This window comes from Curvibacter gracilis ATCC BAA-807 (assembly GCF_000518645.1).
Taxonomy (GTDB): Bacteria; Pseudomonadota; Gammaproteobacteria; order Burkholderiales; family Burkholderiaceae_C; genus Curvibacter; species Curvibacter gracilis.
Map to the genome: position 1 here is coordinate 60,355 of NZ_JADZ01000018.1, position 18,169 is coordinate 78,523.

The window sequence follows — 18,169 nt, forward strand, 5'->3', positions numbered from 1 at the left end:
TCAAAGCCGCAACGCCGTTGATGCGATCAGATTCCTCAGCCACACCTGCGATTGGCTGGCGTCATTGCGCCGATGCCAGGTCAGATGGAACGTGATCGCTGGCAGGGTGAGCGGAGGCGGAAAGAGCAGCAGGTGGGATGCAGCCTCGGATGACAGCGCGAAGCGCTTCATCACCGTGGCGGCCATGTTTGTGCGGGCCACGACGCCAGGCACGGCGAACATCTGAGGCAAAGTGAGTCCGAGTTTGCGCACCTTGCCGTCGCGCGCGAGGGCTTGATCCACGATGCCATGGCGGTCGCCTTCGGGCGAGACCAGCACATGCGACAAGGACAGGAAGTTCTTCATGGACATCCCGCGTCGCGCCGCCGGATTGTCGCGGGCAAGGATCGTGACGAACTCGTCCTCCAGCAAGGGACGCGTGAGGATGCGCCCATCCGTCTGCGTCGGCACCACGCCGACGGCCGCGTCGATAGCACCTGCGTCAAGCAGGTCCACCGCATGATTGCGGTCATTGAAGGCACGCACATTCAAGGCGATACCGGGCGCCTGCTCGGCCAGTGCCTCCAGCAGCGGCGGCAACAGCACGTAGGTCGGATAGTCCTGCAGCCCGAGATTGAAGACCAGCGACGCCCGCTCCGGCAGGAACTCAGTGGGGGCGAGCAGTGTGGCCCCGATCTGCGCGAGCGCCTGCGACAGCGGCTCGGCCAGATCCCGCGCACGTTGGGTCGGCAGAAGGCCGCTGGCGCCCCGCAGGAAGAGTGGATCCCCCAGCAGCTTGCGAAGCCTCGACAGAGCTGCGCTCATGGCGGGCTGGCTGACGCCCACACGCGTTGCTGCCCGAGTGACATTGCGCTCGCCCATCAGGGCATCGAATGCGACGAGGAGATTGAGATCAATGCCGTGAAAATCCATACCACTGATAAACACGTATACAGGTTATTTGTTGGACAGATTGTATGAGGATTCCCAGAATCACCCCATCGACAACAACCACCCGGTTTACAAATGCAGACGAACGATCAACAACTCGCCATCCGCCTTCGCACCGAACGCGAAGCCGTCGAGACCTTCTATCGCGCCTTCACGGAGCAGAACGTCGACCTCGTCGATGCCGTGCTGACCGCAGACTGGGACGACATCCCACTGGCGCCTGGGCAAGCCCCAGGGCCGCAAGGCATCAAGGCCATCATCCGCAGCGTGGCAGAAGCCTTCCCGGACGTGAAGATCACCATCCATGACATGGTGCAGGAGCCCGGCAAGATCGGTGTCCGCGCTGAGATCAGCGGCACCCATCGCGGCGCGCTATTCGGCATCGCGCCGACCGGCAAGGCTGTCAGCTTTCGCCTCCATGAGTTCCACACGCTTGCGGACGGCCGAGTGACCACCACCTGGCACATGGAGGATTGGTTCGGTCTCTTTCTGCAGCTGGGGCAGTTCCCGGCGCAGGCTTGAGGTGGAGGCAATCATCATGAAAGCAGCCATCATTCGAGCGTTCGGTGGTCCGGAGGGCGTCACCCTTGGCGATGCCAGCCTCGGAGCGCTTCTCCCCGATCAAGTCCTTGTCCGCGTCGAGGCCGCGGCGATCAATCCGCTCGACCTCAAGATCATCGCGGGCTACATGGAGCAGATCTTCCCCATCACGCTGCCCTACGTCCCGGGCACCGATTTCAGTGGCGTCGTGGTGTCGATCGGCGCCGCAGCGACGCACTTGAAGGTGGGCGACCGCGTGGTCGGCCGAACGGCGCCGGGCGCCGGTGGCGCCCTCGCCCGGCACGCGGTAGTGGCGGCCAGCGCGGTCGTGCCCATGCCCGCTGGCATAAGCTTCGAGCAGGGCGCTGCGCTGCCAACGGCCTTCGGCACGGCCAGCCAGGCCTTGTTCGACGCCGGTGCACTCCAGCATGGCGAGACGGTGCTGATCCATGCCGGCGCCGGTGGTGTCGGAAGCATGGCGATTCAGCTGGCACACGAGGCCGGTGCCCGAGTGATCACCACGGCGTCAGAGAGAAACCACGATTTGGTCCGCAGTCTGGGCGCCGACGAAGTAGTTGACTACCGCACGCAGGATGTCTCACAGCTGCGCGGCATCGACCTCGTGATCGACACCATCGGCGGTGACACGCTCACCAAGTCGTGGGCCGTGCTGAACACGGGAGGGCGTGTGGCGACCACCGTGGAATTTGGCATCCAAGCTCCCGAGGGGCACACAGGTGCGTTTGTCTTCTTCAGCGACGCGGCGCGCTATCTCCCAGCGGCATTCCGCATGTTCGAAACGGGAAGGCTGCAAGTCATCACAGACGCCATCTTCCGGTTCGATGACGTCCGCACAGCACTGGAGCGGCTCGCCACAGGGCACGCCCGAGGCAAGTTGATCGTTCGTGTCGGGCAGTGAGGGAGTGCGCCGCATCATGAGCAGTACACCTCAAACGGTGCTGGTGACCGGTGCCGGGTCTGGCATTGGCCGCGAGATCGCGCTGGCATTGGCCCGCGCTGGGCATCGCGTGTTCGCCAGCATGCGCAATACCCGCGGCAAGAACCGGGAACGTGTCGATGTCCTGGTGCAGTTAGCGCGGGAAGAGAGCCTCATGCTGGAGGTGTTGGAACTGGATGTGCTCTCCGAAGTGAGCTGCCGGGCTGCCATCGACATGATCCTTGCCCGTCACGGTTCCCTGGACGTCGTGGTCAACAATGCTGGCATGTTGATGCAAGGTCTCACGGAGGCCTTCTCCGTCGAACAGGTGGCTCACATCATCGACACGAACGCACTCTCGTGGCTGCGCGTGAACCGTGCGGCACTGCCGGTGATGCGACGTCAGGGGCACGGCCTGCTGATGTACGTCGGCAGCACCACCTCCCGCATCCATGAGCCGTTTCTGGGGCCGTACATCGCGAGCAAGGTGGCGGGCGACGCACTGGCGGAAATCATGGGCATGGAGGTTCGGCCCGCAGGCATCGAGAGCGTGATCTTGGTACCTGGTGCGTTCACCGCCGGGACCGAGCACTTCGCCCATGCCCATGCGCCTGATCACCCAGCGATCGAAATGCAATATGGTGAGCTGGTGTCGCGGATGGACGGGCTGGCCGAGCGGCTCGCTACGATCGACGCAGCGAACGGCGGCGCACTCGATGTCTCAGCTGTGGGTGAGGCCGCTTGCCGGGTGCTGGAGACGCCTCGCGGTCAACGGCCTTCCCGTGTGGTCATCGACGGCCAGCGCAAAGGCACCGAGCAGCTTGACGAGGCACACCACGAAAGGCAGACAGCCTTTTTGCGCGCCATGGTACTGGATGATCTGATCCCAGCTGCGCCGTGGTCCTCCACCCATGAGGAGCGGGCTACATGAGTGCGTCAGTCAACAAAGTGGCGATCGTGACCGGGGCCTCGCGTGGTATCGGTCAGGCCATCGCATGTCGATTGGCCGACGACGGCTTTGCCGTCACCATTGGATATGCCACTGACCGTCTGAAAGCCGAGGCGGTGGTCGCAGCGATTGAATGTCGTGGCGGTCAGGCCATCGCGGTGAAGGCAGACGTCAGCCAAGCGGCTGATGTCGCCAATCTGTTCTGGATGACCGAGCAGGCATTTGGACGGGTGGACGTAGTGGTTAGCAACGCGGGCGTCATGGCATTGGCGCCGATCTCTTCGGATGAGATCGACGCGTTCGACCGGACCATGGCCATCAATGTCCGCGGCGCCTTCCTTGTCCTGGCCAAGGCCTCAGAGGTGCTCGAAGACGGCGGGCGGATTGTGGTGCTGTCGAGCAGCGTCATTGCCAAATCCACGCCTGGGTATGGTGCTTACATCGCTTCAAAGTGCGCTGTAGAGGGGCTGGTGCGGGTGCTCGCCAACGAGGTGCAAGGCCGGAACATCACGGTCAACGCGGTCGCGCCGGGCCCGACGGTGACGGACCTGTTCCTGAAAGGGAAGTCCGCACAGCAACTGGAGGTGTTAGCTGGCCTCTCGCCTTTGAACCGATTGGGCGAGCCTGCCGACGTCGCTGACTTGGTGTCGTTCCTCGTCGGTGCGCAGGGGCGATGGATCAATGCGCAGGTCGTCAGAAGCAATGGGGGCTTTGCATGAATCAATAGACGTCGCAACGCCGCATGGTGCATGTGCGCCACGAATTGAAGCGTCGTGGGCTTCTGGTCGTTGGCGTCGAGACGCTGAGCCCATTCATTCTCGGGATCACCCTTGATAGCCTTGACCTGAGCGACTTCGTCATCGCGTCCTTCAACGACCACGTAAGGCTCTTCATTCCCGACTCCGACGGGCAGTTTGCAATGCGGGACTACACGGTGCGTCACTTCGATGGCGTTGCCAGGTCGCTGACTATCGAGTTCGCATTGCACGGCAACGGGCCACCTGCTCGTTGGTCGTCGCAGGCGACACCGCTCGTGACGAGATGCCTGCCCAGATCCTTTAACCTTCAACTAGGAACCCTTCCGAATCGCTGGTACGGCTGAAGGGGGCAGGTCATAAGCACCGTGCTTCAGCGCGAGGCGGACCAAGACCTCATCTGAGACATTGGGGTTAGACCAGACCAGCCCGCGAGATGGATCGGCCAGGGACGTATGCTTGCCTTGTCAGTCGCACTTCTGGGTTCGCCATGGACGGGTGCACTGGTGCCCTAAGTGGTCGCCAAGCAGCAGGGTGACCGAGCGGCAATTGAACCGCAGTGCTCTCCGCGCTGACGGCCGCACCAAAGCGTGAGGGCCCCACTTGAGGCCCTCGGTGTCAAAGCTGAACTTGTAACAGCGGCAGATTCATCGGATTTGTCCGACAGACCTTATTACGAGTCCGACAGACTTTATTCCCATGGATCAGTCGACAAGCTGACCCGCCCCCTCACTCCACCGTCACACTCTTCGCCAGGTTGCGCGGCTTGTCCACATCGGTGCCGCGCGCGCAGGCGGTGTGGTAGGCCAGCAGTTGCAGCGGCACCACGTGCAGCAGGGGTGACAGGGCACCGTAGTGCTCGGGCATGCGGATCACGTGCAGGCCTTCACCGGTTTCGATGCGGGTGTCGGCATCGGCCAGCACATACAGCACGCCGCCGCGGGCGCGCACCTCCTGCAGGTTGCTCTTGAGCTTTTCGAGCAGGGCGTCGTTGGGCGCCACGGTGACCACGGGCATCTCGCTGGTGACCAGGGCCAGGGGGCCGTGTTTGAGTTCACCGGCGGCGTAGGCCTCGGCGTGGATGTAGGTGATCTCCTTGAGTTTCAAGGCCCCTTCGAGCGCGATGGGGTAGTGCAGGCCACGGCCCAGGAACAAGGCGTTCTCCTTGCGCGCGAAGTCTTCGGCCCAGCTGATGACCTGGGGCTCGAGCGCCAGCACAGCCTGCAGGGCGGCCGGCAGGTGGCGCATGGCCTTGAGGTGCTCGGCCTCTTGCTCGGGGCTGAGCAGGCCGCGGCTTTGCGCGAGTGCCAGGGTGAGCAGGAACAGGCCGGCCAGCTGGGTGGTGAAGGCCTTGGTGGAGGCCACGCCGATCTCGACGCCGGCCCGGGTGATGTAGGCCAGCTTGCACTCGCGCACCATGGCGCTGGTGGCCACGTTGCAGATGGTCAGGGTGTGTTCCATGCCCAGGCTTTGGGCGTGGCGCAGCGCGGCCAGGGTGTCGGCAGTCTCGCCCGACTGGCTGACGGTGACGACCAGGGTCTTGGGGTTGGGCACCGATTCGCGGTAGCGGTACTCGCTGGCGATCTCGACCTGGGTGGGGATCTTGGCGATGGATTCGAGCCAGTACTTGGCGGTACAGGCGCTGTAGTAGCTGGTGCCACAGGCCAGGATGAGCACCGAGTCGATCTGCTTGAACACGCGCCAGGCGGCGGCACCGGTTTCGCCGGCCTGGGCCGGCACGCCGTCGAACAACTCGGGCACGATGCCTTCCACGCCTTCGAGCGTGTCGGCAATGGCACGGGGCTGCTCGAAGATCTCTTTTTGCATGTAGTGCCGGTAGGGGCCCAGGTCGGCCGCGCCGCTGTGGGCGTGCACCGTGCGCACGGGGCGGGTCACCGGCTTGAGGGCGCCCTTGGCATCGCGGCCCAGCACCCAGTAACGGCCCAGTTGCACGTCGACCACATCGCCCTCTTCGAGGTAGACGATCTGGTCGGTGACGCCGGCCAGGGCCATGGCATCGCTGGCCAGGAAGTTCTCACCCGCGCCCTCGCCTTCGCTGCGGCCGACGCCCAGGATCAGGGGCGAGCCGGCACGGGCGCCCACCACGCGGTGAGGCTCGTCCTTGTGCAGCACGGCGATCGCATAGGCCCCATGCAACTGGGCCAGGGCGGCCTGCACGGCCTCGAACAGGTCGCCGTCGTACAGGCTGTCGATCAGGTGGGCAATGACCTCGGTGTCGGTCTGGCTGGCAAACACATAGCCCCGGGCCTGCAATTGGGCCCGCAGCTCGTCATGGTTCTCGATGATGCCGTTGTGCACCAGGGCCACGCGGGGGGCGCGGCCCTCATCGGCCCCCTGCCCCTGGCTGAAATGCGGGTGGGCGTTGTGCACCACGGGGGCGCCGTGGGTGGCCCAGCGGGTGTGGGCGATGCCAGTCACGCCCTGCACCTGCTCGGTCTGCACCTGGGCAATCAACTCAGCCACGCGCGAGGTGCTGCGCGCCCGCTTGAGGCCATCGGCCCACACCGCGACTCCGCAAGAGTCATAGCCGCGATACTCCAGGCGCTGCAGGCCTTGCACCAGCACAGGAACAATGTTTCGGGTTGAGACGGCGCCAACGATGCCACACATGAGCAAGCTCCCGGAAGGGTTGAAAACGGGTTGCAGAAAAGATTGGAGCGAATCTTAGGCAGGGCGCAGAAAAATATTTCGATGATTTTTATTAGCGAAATGAAATTTAAATTCACATAACAGATTTTGTGAAATTTTCATTCAAAATAGAATGACAAATGAAATCCATTGAACTCGATTCGACCGACCTGCAACTGCTCGACGCCTTGCAAGCTGACGCCAGCGCCAGCAACCAGGCCTTGGCCGAGCAACTGCGGATCTCGCCGCCGACCTGCCTGCGGCGGGTCAAGCGCCTGCGCGAGGCAGGCTTGATCGAACGCCAGGTGGCCTTGCTGAACCCCGAGCGCCTGGCCCAGGCGCTCGGGCACGGCCTGACGGCCATCGTGGAGGTGACGCTGGACCGCCAGGACGCCGAGCAGCTGGAGGCCTTCGAGGCCCGCGTGGTGGCGGATGAATCGGTGCAGCAGTGCTACCGGGTGTCGCCGGGCCCGGATTTCGTGCTGGTGGTGGGAGCGGCCGACATGCCGGCCTATCTGGCGCTGACGCAGCGCCTGTTCAACAGCGACGCCCATGTGCGCAATGTGAAGACCTTCTTCAACGTCAAGCGCAGCAAGTTCGAGCCCCGCCTGTCTGTGCCCCTCACGCTGCCGGCAGGCTGAGGGTCACGGTGCAACCCTGGCCGTGCTGGCCCTGCAGGGAAAGCTCGCCGCCCAGGCGCTCCACGATGCGGCGCGCCATGGCCAGACCCAGGCCCAGGCCCTCGAAGTCGCGCACGGTGTGCAGGCGCTGGAACACGCCGAACAACTGGTCGGCATGCTCGGGCCGGAAGCCGGCACCGTTGTCCTGCAGGGTGAGCTGCACCCGCTCGCCCTGGTGCACCACAGCGATGGCGATGCGGGCCTCGGGCTGGCGGCGGGTGAACTTGACGGCGTTGTCCAACAGCAGGCGCAACAGATCGCGCAACTGGGCCAGATCGGCCTGCACCCGGGGCAGGCCCTGGGCCTCGGGCAGTTGCCACTGCACCACACGCTCGCCACAGGCGGCCCGAGCCTGGGTCACGGCATCGCTGAGCACATCGGCCAGCGGCAGGGGCTGCACATGGAGTTCGGCCGCACCGATGCGGGCCAGCGCGATCAGGCCGTCGATCATCTGGCCCAGGTGGCGTGCCGACTGGGTGATGGTGTCGAGGTACTGCACCGCCGAAGGGTCGGCGTTGCTCTCCTGCACCAGCTCGCGCACCAACTGGCCGTACGACACAATGTGGCGCACCGGGGAGCGCAGGTCGTGCGAGATGGCGCGCAGAAAAGCCTGCTGCTGCTCGCGCTGCTCGGCCAGTTCGGCACGCAGCCGGGCCAGCTCGACGTCACGATCCGTGTCGCGATCCGTGTCGCGATCTGTGTCGCCCGCCTCCCCCATCACTTAGCCCCCTTGGCAGGGCGCTGCCAATTGGCAATGCTGACCTGGCGGGCCCGGCTCACGCTCAGAGCGCCGGGCGGGGTGTCTTTGGTGAGGGTGGAGCCGCCTCCCACGGTGCCGCCAGCGCCCACGGTGATGGGGGCCACCAGCACGCAGTTGCTGCCCACGTGAACGTCGGCCTCGATCACGGTGCGGTGCTTGTTGGCCCCGTCGTAATTGGCGGTGATGCTGCCGGCGCCGTAGTTGACGCGCTCACCCACGGTGGCGTCGCCCAGGTAGGCCAGGTGGTTGGCCTTGGCGCCGTCGGCCAAGGTGGAGTTCTTGACCTCGACAAAATTGCCGATGTGCACCTCGGCCCCCAGCACGGCACCGGGGCGCAGGCGGGCAAACGGCCCGATCAGCGAGCCGGGGCCCACTTGCACGCCGGCCTTCTCGCCTTCGATGTGGGTGAAGGGGTGGATCACCGCGCCAGCGGCAATCCGGGCATTGGCGATCACGCAGTGGGCGCCGATGCGCACGCCGTCGCCCAGCACCACCTGACCTTCAAAAATGCAGTTGACGTCGATCTCGACATCGCTGCCGCATTGCAGGGTGCCACGCACGTCCAGGCGGGCCGGGTCGGCCAGGCGCACGCCGTCGGCCATCAGCGCCTCGGCACGGCGGGCCTGGCAGGCGCGCTCCAGGGCGGCCAGTTGCTGGGGGCTGTTCACGCCGGCCACCTGCACCTCGTCGGTGGTGGGCAGGCCCAGCACGCCCACGCCGTCGGCCACGGCCATGGCCACGATGTCGGTCAGGTAGTACTCGTGCTGGCTGTTGTCGTTGGTGAGGCGGCCCAGCCAGGTTTTGAGGCGGGCGGCGGGCAGCGCCATGATGCCGGTGTAGGTCTCGGTGATGGCACGCTGGGCTTCGGTGGCGTCCTTGTGCTCAACAATGCCCAACACCGCCTCACCGTCGCGCAGGATGCGCCCATAGCCCGTGGGATCGTCCAGCACCACGGTGAGCAGGGCCAGGTGCTGGCCGGCACAGGCCTGAACCAGGGCCCGCACGGTGTCGGCGGCGATCAGGGGCACGTCACCATTGAGGATCAGCACCACGCCGTCATCCGGCAACAGGGGCACCGCCTGCTGCACCGCATGGCCGGTGCCCAATTGGGGCATCTGGCGGGCGAACTGCAACTGGCCGCCCTGGCTCAGCGGGTGCGCGGCCAGGTGGGCCTCGACGGCCTCGGCGCCGTGGCCGGTGATCAGCACCACGCGGCGGGGCGACAGCGACTCGACAGTGTCCAGAACATGGCGCACCATGGCCTTGCCCGCGACACGGTGCAAGACTTTGGGCAAACTGCTCTTCATCCGCGTGCCCTTGCCCGCAGCCATCACCACCACATCCAGCGCAGATCCAAATCCCGACATGAAACGTCCTCTTGCTTTTGGCGGCCCGGTCACAACAACGCCGGCCATCCTGTCATTGCGCCGGATTATCTCGCTGGCAACGCTGCTCATGGCCGTTTTATGGCTGAGCGCCTGCAGCGCCGTGAAGCTGAGCTACAACGCCTTGCCCGAGGTGAGCTACTGGTGGGCCGATGCCTATGGCGATTTCAATGGCGAACAATCGCTGCGCCTGAAGCAGGATCTGGCCGATCTGCAGGCCTGGCACCGCACGCGCGAGTTGCCACGCTACCGCGAACTGCTGCTGAACCTGGAGCGCCTGACCAGCACCGAACCCGATGCCGCCCAGCTGTGCAGCCTGCTGCCCCCGGCGCGCGAGCGCCTGCAGGCCCTGGCCGAGCAAAGCGCCCCCATGATCGCCCGCCTGGCCTTGAGCCTGAGCCCGGCCCAGTTGGACCACATGGACAAGAAGTTCGCCAAGAACGAGGCCAAGCTGCGCAGCGAATGGGTGGAGCTGTCACCCGGCGAGCTGCTGGACAAGCGCATCGAGCAGTACACCGACCGGGCCGAATCGCTGTACGGGCGCCTCAATGCAGCACAGCGCCAGGGCTTGCGCGAGGCCTTGCAGGCCTCGGCGTTCGACCCGCGCATCCGGCTGGCCGAGCAGCAGCGGCGCCACCAGGACATGCTCGGCACCCTGCGCCGCCTGCGCAGCAGCGGGGCCCCCCAGACCCAAGCCCAGACCCAAGCCCAGGCCGAGCAGGCCTGGCTGGCCTACCTGGCCCGGGCTTTGAGCCCGCCGGTGCCAGCCCACCGCGAACAGCAGGAGCACTCGATCGAAGAAGGCTGCCAGATCTACGCCCAGTTGCAGCGCCAGGCCACGCCCGAACAGCGCGACAAGGCCGCCAAGCGCCTGCGCGGCTGGGCCAGCGATGTGCAGGCCCTGTCGCAGCAGCGTTGAGGCCTGCGTTCTCAGAACACGTTGACGCGTTCAGGCGGGGTGACGCTGTCGGCCGCCCTGCAGCAGCAGCCAGCCCAGGCGCGCGCTGCCCGCGGCCAGACGCCCCAGCGCCCCCAGCACGGCGCCACCGGCCTGCCAGCCCTGCCACAGCCCCCGGCTCAGGTCGGCCAGGGGCAAGGCCAGGTCCTTGGGCAAGGCGCTGGCCGGCTGAGGCCGGCGCTGGGTCTGCGCCACCAGGGGCAGCGCACGGTCCCAGCGGAAGACCACATCCGCCGGTGCAGCCTGGGTCAACTCCTGCGCCAGCACAAAGGCCTCCAGCACCACGGTCTGGCCCGGTTCGACCACCAGCCAGTCACCCGGCATCAGAAAGCGGTCGCCCAGGTCATTGGCGTGGCCACGGTGCGGCCCGGTGAAGGTGAGCCACAGTCGGCCCTGGTTCATCTCGATCACGCTGCGCTCGCGCGGGCACAGGGTGAGTGCGCGCCCGGGCTTGATATTCCAGCCGCCGGGGAACGCGCGGCCGGCCGGTGCAAAAGCGGCGGATTGTTGCGATTCCAGAACAGGGCGGGACAGCATGATGAACTCCTTGAGTGAGAAAAAACCGTTGAGGAGCCTTCATGATCGGCGTCAGAATGCGGATGGTCCAATGAATTGCACACCCGCGATTGATACCTCTTTCGCATGAATGAGACGATGCCCGCCGCATGAGCAAAGCCAGCCCCTCCATCACCCATCTGCGCACCCGCCCCGTCGCCGTGGGCCACCTTCGCGCCTTTGAAGCCGTGGCCCGGCACCTGAACTTCCGCGCCGCCTCCGAAGAGCTGGCGCTGACCCAATCGGCCGTCAGCCGCCAGATCCAGTCGCTCGAAGACGAGATCGGCGTGCCCCTGTTTCTGCGCCACACCCGGGCGGTGGAGTTGACCAGCGCCGGCTCGCAATTGCTGCGCACCCTGCTGCCCACGCTGGAGCGCCTGGACAGCACGGTGCGCCAGATCCGCCAGAGCGCGGGGCGCAAGAGCGTGGCCATCACCACCTGGGCCTCGTTCGCGTCGATGTGGCTGATCCCGCGGCTGGAGGCCTTTCAGCGCAGCCACCCCGACATCGACATCCGCATCGACGCCACCGACACTGCGGTCGACCTGGAAACCGCCGACATCGACCTGGCCCTGCGCTACAGCCTGCCCGGGGCCTCGGTGCGGGGCGCGCAACGCCTGTTCGGCGAGCAACTGGCCGTGGTGGCCAGCCCCTGGCTGCTGAAAAGCGGGCAACCCATCCGCAAACCGGCCGATGTGGCCAAGTTCACCCTGATCGAAGCCGGCGACGCCCACCGCACCCAGCACATGGAATGGCTGTCGTGGCGGCGCTGGTTCGAGACCCAGGGCCTGAGCAATGTCGAGCCCAAGCGCTGGCTGTATTTCAACTACGCGCACCAGATCGTGCAGGCCGCGCTCACGGGCCAGGGCGTGGCGCTGGCGCGCATGCCCCTGATCGCCGACAGCCTGGCCTCGGGCGACCTGGTCGAGGTGCTGCCGGGCTTTCGCCTCGACTCACCCCTGGTGTACTGGTTGCTGGTGGGGCCGCGCACGGCGCACCGGCCCGAGGTCAAGGCCTTCAGCGACTGGCTGGTGGGCGAAGCTTCACGCACCCGCCACACGGTGGGCGACATCCCCGACACCGATCTGTGCGACGACCTGGGCTGAGCCAGGCCCCCACCCGGGCAGACGGGCTTGCGCTCAGCCCAGCGTCACGCGGGCGAACTTGCGCTTGCCCACCTGCACCACGTAGGTGCCGGCGGCCAGCTTCAGGCCCTTGTCGCTGACCACGCTCGAATCCACGCGCACCCCACCGCCATCGATCAGGCGGTTGGCCTCGCTGCCCGAAGGGGCCAGGCCGGCGGCCTTGAGCAGGGCACCGATGCCCATTGGGGCACCCGACAGGCTGACTTCCGGGATCTCATCGGGCACGCCACCCTTGCTGCGGTTGTTGAAGTCCTGCTCGGCCGCGTCGGCGGCGGCAGCGCTGTGGAAGCGGGCGGTGATCTCCTTGGCCAGGGCCACCTTGGCGTCCTTGGGGTTGCGCCCGCCTTCGACCTCGGCCTTGAGGGCGGCGATCTCGGCTTCGCTCTTGAACGACAGCAGGGTGTACCAGCGCCACATCAGGGTGTCGGAGATCGACAGCACCTTGGCAAACATGGTGTTCGGCTCTTCGCTGATGCCGATGTAGTTGTTCTTGCTCTTGGACATCTTGTCCACGCCATCCAGGCCTTCGAGCAGGGGCATGGTCAGGATGCACTGGGGCTCTTGTCCGTACTCCTGCTGCAGGTGACGCCCCATCAGCAGATTGAACTTCTGGTCGGTGCCGCCCAGCTCCAGGTCGCTTTTCAGGGCCACCGAGTCGTAGCCCTGCATCAGCGGGTACAGGAACTCGTGCACGCTGATCGACTGGTTGGTGGTGAAGCGCTTGTGAAAGTCGTCGCGCTCCATCATGCGGGCCACGGTGTACTTGGCCGCCAGCTGGATCATGCCGCGCGCGCCCAGCGGATCGCTCCATTCGCTGTTGTAGCGGATCTCGGTCTTGGCGGGGTCGAGCACCAGGCTGGCCTGCTTGTAGTAGGTCTCGGCGTTGACCTTGATCTGCTCGGCCGTCAGGGGCGGCCGGGTGCTGTTGCGGCCCGAAGGGTCGCCGATCATGCTGGTGAAGTCACCGATCAAGAAGATGACGGTGTGCCCCAGGTCCTGCAGCTGGCGCATCTTGTTGAGCACCACGGTGTGGCCGATGTGGATGTCGGGCGCCGTCGGATCCAGCCCCAGTTTGATGCGCAATGGCACGCCGGTGGCCTCGGAACGGGCCAGTTTCTGCACCCAGGCGTCTTGCGGGATGAGTTCGTCGCAGCCCCGCAGGGTCACGGCCAGCGCCTCCCGCACACGGTCGGTGACGGGGTGATTTGTAACAGCAGCAGCTTGATTCATAAGGGTTTTTTCAGATGTCGGGGCGGGGCGGGCAGCTATACTCGTTCGGCTCGCAAAAGTGGATTTTAATTGGCCCGCTTTTTGCGAACGGGTTCGTGTCCATCCGAACACCTGCCACCGTCGGGAATCATCAGGCGCAGCGCCCCCGACACACTGCCTCAAAAATAGGCAAACGACTCTGGGGATAGCTTCTTGAAAAACGGTTTCATCGCCGCCGGCGAGCTTTTGCTGACACGACTGGCCCACCAGGTCGAACACCATCCCAAACGCATCACCACCGTGGTCGCCGCCCTCCTGCTGGGTGGCGGCGGTGGCGCCTTCGCGGTGGCCTCCATGGCCCCCGACGCGGCCGACCTGCCGGTGCGCCAGATCACCGAAACCGTGCAACCGATCTCGGTGGCCGAGCAGGCCGAGGCACTGGATGTCCACCGCTTCAACCTGTTCCGATCCGACACGGTGCGCCCCACCGACAGTGTGGACACCCTGCTGCAACGCCTGGGCATCAGCGACCCGGTGGCCGCCGCCTTTTTGCGCAACGACGCGCTGGTGCGCATCAGCCTGCTGGGCCGCAATGGCCGCCAGGTGACGGCCGAGGCCAGTGAAGACCACCGCCTGGTGCGCCTGGTGGCGCGCTGGACCCCCGACGACAGCAACACCTTCCAACGCCTGGTGTTCGAAAAGACGGCACGCGGCAGCTTCAGCTCGCACATCGAGACCGCCCCCCTGAGCGCCAGCAACAAGCTGGCCGGTGGCACCATCCGCAGCTCGCTGTTTGCCGCCACCGACGAAGCCGGCATCCCTGACACGGTGGCCACGCAACTGGCCGAGATCTTCTCGGGCGATGTCGACTTTCACCGCAGCCTGCGCAAGGGCGACCGCTTCTCGGTCGTCTATGAAACCCTGGAAGCCGACGGCGAACCCCTGCGTGCCGGCCGCGTGCTCAGCGCCGAGTTCATCAACGACGGCAAGGCCTACCAGGCCCTGTGGTTCCAGGAGCCCGGCCAAAAGGGCAGCTACTACACACTGGACGGCAACAGCATGCGCCGCGCCTTCCTGACCTCGCCCGTCGAGTTCTCGCGGGTGACCAGCGGCTTCAAGATGCGCTTCCACCCCATTCTGCAAACCTGGAAGGCCCACCTGGGCACCGACTACGCTGCCCCCACCGGCACCGCCGTGCGTGCCGTGGGCGATGGCGTGGTCGACTTTGCCGGTGTGCAGAACGGCTACGGCAATGTGGTGATGCTGAAGCACCGCAACAACCAGATGACGGTGTACGCCCACCTGAGCCGCATCGGCGTGACGCGCGGCCAGACGGTGAGCCAGGGCCAGACCGTGGGTGCCGTGGGCTCTACCGGCTGGGCCACCGGGCCGCACCTGCACTTTGAGTTCCGCGTCAATGGCATCCACCAGGACCCGATGACCATCGCCCATCAGGCGCAGGCCGTTCCGGTGTCTCCGGCAGCGCGCCCAGCCTTCAACCGCCTGGCTTCGGCCATGCGCATCCAGCTGTCGGCTGCGGCATCGGTGCAACAGGCCAGCGCCGATTGACGCTGGGAGCGGAGGCCGCACGCAGGGCCCAGCGCGCAGCCCGCTATCATCAGCCCATGCAAGGCAAGGCAGACCACTACATCGGACTGATGTCCGGCACCTCCCTCGATGGGGTCGATGGCGTTCTGTGCCGTTTTGAGGGCGATCAGCCCCAGGTGCTGGCACACGTGGCCCTGCCCTTCACGGCCGAACTCAAGCGATCGCTGCTCGAACTCAACAGCCCCGGCCCCGATGAGCTGCACCGCGCAGCCATGGCGGCCAATGCATTGGCCCGCACCTATGTGGTGGTGGTGTCGCGCCTGTTGGCCGAGGCCGTGCTGCCAACCTGGCATGTGGCGGCCATTGGCGCGCACGGGCAGACCGTGCGGCACCAGCCCGGGCAGTACGACGGCACCGGCTACACCTTGCAACTCAACAACCCGGCCCTGCTGGCCGAACACACCGGCATTGACGTGGTGGCCGACTTTCGCACCCGCGATGTGGTGGCCGGCGGTCAGGGTGCGCCGCTGGTGCCCGCGTTTCACGCCCGGGTGTTTGGTCAGGTCGATCAGACCCTGGCGGTGCTCAACCTGGGCGGCATCGCCAATCTGACCGTGATCCCACCCCAGAACCAGCCGACCGCTCCGGTGCTGGGCTTTGACTGCGGGCCCGGCAATGCGCTGATGGACCACTGGTGCCTACAACACACGGGCCAGGCCTTCGACCGCGACGGGCAGTGGGCCGCACAGGGGCAGATCCACCCCGGCTTGCTGGCCGACCTGATGCAGGAGCCCTTTTTGCACCTGCCTCCGCCCAAAAGCACCGGACGCGATCTGTTCAACCCGGTCTGGCTGGAGCAGCACCTGAAAGCCCACCCGCACCTGAGCGCCACCCAGGTGCAGGCCACACTCACCGAATTCACCGCGCTGTCTTGCGCCCAGGCCGTGCAGGCCCACGCACAGGGCAGCCGGCGCCTGCTGGTTTGCGGCGGTGGGGCACTGAACGGCCAGTTGATCAGCCGGCTGCAGCACCACCTGCCCGAAGTGAGTGTCGAATCCAGCGGCCTGGCCGGCCTGCCCCCGCTGCAGGTCGAGGCAGTGGCCTTTGCCTGGCTGGCCCGCCAGGCCCTGCTGCGCCAACCCGGCAACCTGCCCAGCGTGACCGGGGCGCAAGGCCCGCGCATCCTGGGAGCGCTTTACCCGGCCTGAACCCCGGCGCTGCGTGCACCGCACTGCTCAAGGCTCGTGCGGCCCGGCCGCCGAGGCATCGCCCCGCAACAAGCCCGGCTCCAGGCCGGAGGGCAATTGCCAGAAGATGGCCGCCGAGGCAAGGGTGATGAACCCCATGGTCACGAAGGTGGCGTGGAACGAGGCCAGGGTGTCCAGGTGAGTGGCACTTGCATTGCCCCCCGGGCCCAGCAAGGCCGCGAAGCCGGCCAGAACGGCGCCCGCCACAGCCACCCCCATGCCCATGGCCAGCATCTGCACCATTGACAGCAAGCTGTTGCCACTGCTGGCCTGCGAACCCTCCAGGTCTTTCAGGGTGAGGGTGTTCATGGCTGTGAACTGGATCGAATTGACCGCGCCGAACACGGCCAATTGCAGCAGACGCAGGCCCAGCGGCTGCCCCGGGTTGATCAATGCGAAGCTCATCATGGCCAGGCCCACCAAGGCGGTGTTGCCCACCAGCACACGGCGGTAGCCCAGCCGGGTGATCAGCGGCGTGGTGATGCGCTTCACCGCCATGCCGGCCATGGCCACCGGCAGCATCATCAGGCCGGCCTCAAAGGGCGAATAACCCAGGCTCACCTGCAGCAGCAAGGGCACGAGAAAGGGCATGCAAGAACTGCCCAGGCGCGAAAACAGATTGCCCAGCAAGCCAATCGCCAGCGACACCACACCGAACAACTGGGGCGCAAACAGCGGCGCCGGGCTGCGCATGGCATGCAGCCAATAGGCCACCAGGCTGGCGAGCCCGAACACCAGCAGCACCAACACCCCGGCCTGCCCCAGACCCAGCCCCGACAGCCCGTCCAGGGCCAGCGACAAGGTCACCATGCCCGTGGCCAGCCACAGGTAGCCCGACCAGTCGAACCGGGCCACGGTGACGGCGGGACCGCTGCGCATGAAGAAGTAGGCAGCGACCGCCCCGATCACCCCCACCGGCAGGTTGATCAGGAAGATCCAGTGCCAGGAGGCGACCTCCACCAGCCAGCCCCCCAGGGTCGGGCCGATCAGGGGGCCGATCAGGCCGGGGATGGCAATGAAGCTCATGGCCTGCAGAAAACGCTCCTTCGGAAACGTTCGCAGCACCGCCAGCCGGCCCACCGGCAACAACAAGGCCCCGCCCAGCCCCTGCACCACCCGCGAGGCCACCAGCAGGGCCAACGAGGTCGACATCGCGCACAGCAGCGAGCCGACGGCGAACAGCGTGATGGCCACCACATAAACCCGTCGGGTTCCAAATCGGTCGGCCACCCAGCCCGAGGCAGGAATCAGCATGGCCATGGCCAGCGAATAGGCCACGATCACCGACTGCATGCGCAACGGGCTCTCGTGCAGGCTTTGCGCCATGGCCGGCAGTGCGGTGTTGACGATGGTGGCGTCCAGCGTCTGCATGAAAAAGCCCAGGGCCACCAGCCACAGCAGGCGTTGCTGGGAACGAACTTCCGGATCGACTGTCATGCTCTGCGGGCTTCGGGGTTGGACGGCCAAGAAAAAACCGCCTCAAGGGCGGTTGTGCTGGGGGGCGGCAGGCGCACCCTCAAACGGAGAAGCTGGAGCCGCAACCGCAGGTGGTGGTGGCGTTCGGATTCTTGATCACGAACTGGGCGCCTTGCAGGTCTTCCTTGTAGTCGATCTCGGCGCCCAGCAGGTATTGGTAGCTCATGGCATCGATCAGCAACGAGACACCATTCTTGGTCATGGTGGTGTCGTCTTCATTGGTGATTTCATCAAAGGTGAAACCATACTGGAAGCCAGAACAACCGCCCCCCTGCACGAACACGCGCAACTTCAGGTCAGGGTTGCCCTCTTCGGCGATCAGGTCGGCCACCTTGGCGGCAGCGCTGTCTGTGAAAAGAATGGGGGCGGGCATTTCAGTCGGCAGCGACTCGACAACAGCACTCATGGGGTTCTCCGGAAACGGGTTTGGCTCGAATAGTACAAGA

At 65.8% G+C, this 18,169-nt stretch carries 18 protein-coding genes; 10 read left to right on the forward strand and 8 right to left on the reverse strand.

Annotation, left to right across the window (positions count from 1 at the left end):
* Nucleotides 1-912 (reverse strand): LysR family transcriptional regulator, encoded by a 912-nt coding sequence (locus tag L880_RS0115915; protein WP_019575857.1) that lies wholly within the window; start codon nt 910-912, stop codon nt 1-3.
* Nucleotides 913-1,005: 93 nt separating this feature from the next.
* On the opposite strand from L880_RS0115915, the gene L880_RS0115920 reads away from it, so the two are divergent.
* From L880_RS0115920 to L880_RS32530, 5 genes are read left to right on the forward strand one after another with little or no spacing between them, the layout of a single operon-like run.
* Nucleotides 1,006-1,452, forward strand: coding sequence for an ester cyclase (locus L880_RS0115920; protein WP_019575858.1), 447 nt, complete (start codon nt 1,006-1,008; stop codon nt 1,450-1,452).
* A gap of 16 nt (nt 1,453-1,468) precedes the next feature.
* The gene (locus L880_RS0115925; RefSeq protein WP_027476521.1) at nt 1,469-2,389 is read left to right on the forward strand and encodes an NADP-dependent oxidoreductase; all 921 of its coding nucleotides are present in this window, start codon (nt 1,469-1,471) and stop codon (nt 2,387-2,389) included.
* A 16-nt stretch (nt 2,390-2,405) separates the two neighbouring features.
* On the forward strand, nt 2,406-3,338 hold the full coding sequence (locus tag L880_RS0115930) for an SDR family NAD(P)-dependent oxidoreductase (protein ID WP_043329683.1): 933 nt from the start codon (nt 2,406-2,408) through the stop codon (nt 3,336-3,338).
* Complete coding sequence (locus L880_RS0115935; RefSeq protein WP_019575861.1) at nt 3,335-4,075, forward strand: SDR family oxidoreductase; 741 nt, start codon at nt 3,335-3,337, stop codon at nt 4,073-4,075. The genes L880_RS0115930 and L880_RS0115935 overlap by 4 nt, the downstream gene beginning before the upstream one ends.
* 23 nt (nt 4,076-4,098) lie before the next feature.
* A complete protein-coding gene (locus L880_RS32530) occupies nt 4,099-4,458 on the forward strand; it encodes a siderophore-interacting protein (protein ID WP_019575862.1) in 360 nt (119 codons plus the stop codon).
* 382 nt (nt 4,459-4,840) lie between these two features.
* Here the strand turns inward: L880_RS32530 and glmS are convergent, their stop codons facing one another.
* The gene (glmS, locus tag L880_RS0115945) at nt 4,841-6,742 is read right to left on the reverse strand and encodes a glutamine--fructose-6-phosphate transaminase (isomerizing) (RefSeq protein ID WP_027476523.1); all 1,902 of its coding nucleotides are present in this window, start codon (nt 6,740-6,742) and stop codon (nt 4,841-4,843) included.
* Nucleotides 6,743-6,900: 158 nt separating this feature from the next.
* Between glmS and L880_RS0115950 the strand changes: the two genes are divergently transcribed.
* The gene (locus L880_RS0115950; protein WP_027476524.1) at nt 6,901-7,401 is read left to right on the forward strand and encodes an Lrp/AsnC family transcriptional regulator; all 501 of its coding nucleotides are present in this window, start codon (nt 6,901-6,903) and stop codon (nt 7,399-7,401) included.
* On the opposite strand, the gene L880_RS0115955 is transcribed toward L880_RS0115950, so the two are convergent.
* Both L880_RS0115955 and glmU read right to left on the reverse strand, forming a co-directional pair.
* Entirely contained in the window at nt 7,382-8,158 is a 777-nt protein-coding gene (locus tag L880_RS0115955) for a sensor histidine kinase (RefSeq protein ID WP_027476525.1), read from the reverse strand. The genes L880_RS0115950 and L880_RS0115955 overlap by 20 nt on opposite strands.
* The gene (gene glmU / locus L880_RS0115960; protein WP_027476526.1) at nt 8,158-9,567 is read right to left on the reverse strand and encodes a bifunctional UDP-N-acetylglucosamine diphosphorylase/glucosamine-1-phosphate N-acetyltransferase GlmU; all 1,410 of its coding nucleotides are present in this window, start codon (nt 9,565-9,567) and stop codon (nt 8,158-8,160) included. Before glmU ends, L880_RS0115955 begins: the two co-directional genes overlap by 1 nt.
* Here glmU and L880_RS0115965 point away from each other — a divergent pair.
* Nucleotides 9,566-10,504: a DUF6279 family lipoprotein gene (locus L880_RS0115965; RefSeq protein WP_157462918.1), complete on the forward strand. Its 939-nt coding sequence runs from the start codon at nt 9,566-9,568 to the stop codon at nt 10,502-10,504. The genes glmU and L880_RS0115965 overlap by 2 nt on opposite strands.
* Nucleotides 10,505-10,534: 30 nt before the next feature.
* On the opposite strand, the gene L880_RS34440 is transcribed toward L880_RS0115965, so the two are convergent.
* Nucleotides 10,535-11,080 carry a DUF2917 domain-containing protein gene (locus L880_RS34440; RefSeq protein WP_051443352.1) on the reverse strand — a complete coding sequence of 182 codons (546 nt, stop codon included), beginning with the start codon at nt 11,078-11,080 and terminating at the stop codon, nt 10,535-10,537.
* Nucleotides 11,081-11,208: 128 nt separating this feature from the next.
* Between L880_RS34440 and L880_RS0115975 the strand changes: the two genes are divergently transcribed.
* The gene (locus tag L880_RS0115975; protein WP_027476528.1) at nt 11,209-12,204 is read left to right on the forward strand and encodes a LysR substrate-binding domain-containing protein; all 996 of its coding nucleotides are present in this window, start codon (nt 11,209-11,211) and stop codon (nt 12,202-12,204) included.
* A gap of 33 nt (nt 12,205-12,237) precedes the next feature.
* On the opposite strand, the gene tyrS is transcribed toward L880_RS0115975, so the two are convergent.
* The gene (gene tyrS, locus L880_RS0115980) at nt 12,238-13,473 is read right to left on the reverse strand and encodes a tyrosine--tRNA ligase (protein ID WP_027476529.1); all 1,236 of its coding nucleotides are present in this window, start codon (nt 13,471-13,473) and stop codon (nt 12,238-12,240) included.
* Nucleotides 13,474-13,665: 192 nt separating this feature from the next.
* Between tyrS and L880_RS0115985 the strand changes: the two genes are divergently transcribed.
* Entirely contained in the window at nt 13,666-15,021 is a 1,356-nt protein-coding gene (locus L880_RS0115985) for a M23 family metallopeptidase (protein ID WP_027476530.1), read from the forward strand.
* Between the two features lie 56 nt (nt 15,022-15,077).
* Entirely contained in the window at nt 15,078-16,208 is a 1,131-nt protein-coding gene (locus L880_RS0115990) for an anhydro-N-acetylmuramic acid kinase (RefSeq protein WP_027476531.1), read from the forward strand.
* 27 nt (nt 16,209-16,235) lie between these two features.
* On the opposite strand, the gene mdtD is transcribed toward L880_RS0115990, so the two are convergent.
* Nucleotides 16,236-17,684 (reverse strand): multidrug transporter subunit MdtD, encoded by a 1,449-nt coding sequence (mdtD, locus tag L880_RS0115995; protein ID WP_027476532.1) that lies wholly within the window; start codon nt 17,682-17,684, stop codon nt 16,236-16,238.
* A 79-nt stretch (nt 17,685-17,763) separates the two neighbouring features.
* Nucleotides 17,764-18,129, reverse strand: coding sequence for an iron-sulfur cluster insertion protein ErpA (gene erpA, locus L880_RS0116000; RefSeq protein ID WP_027476533.1), 366 nt, complete (start codon nt 18,127-18,129; stop codon nt 17,764-17,766).
* Nucleotides 18,130-18,169 lie beyond the last annotated feature (40 nt).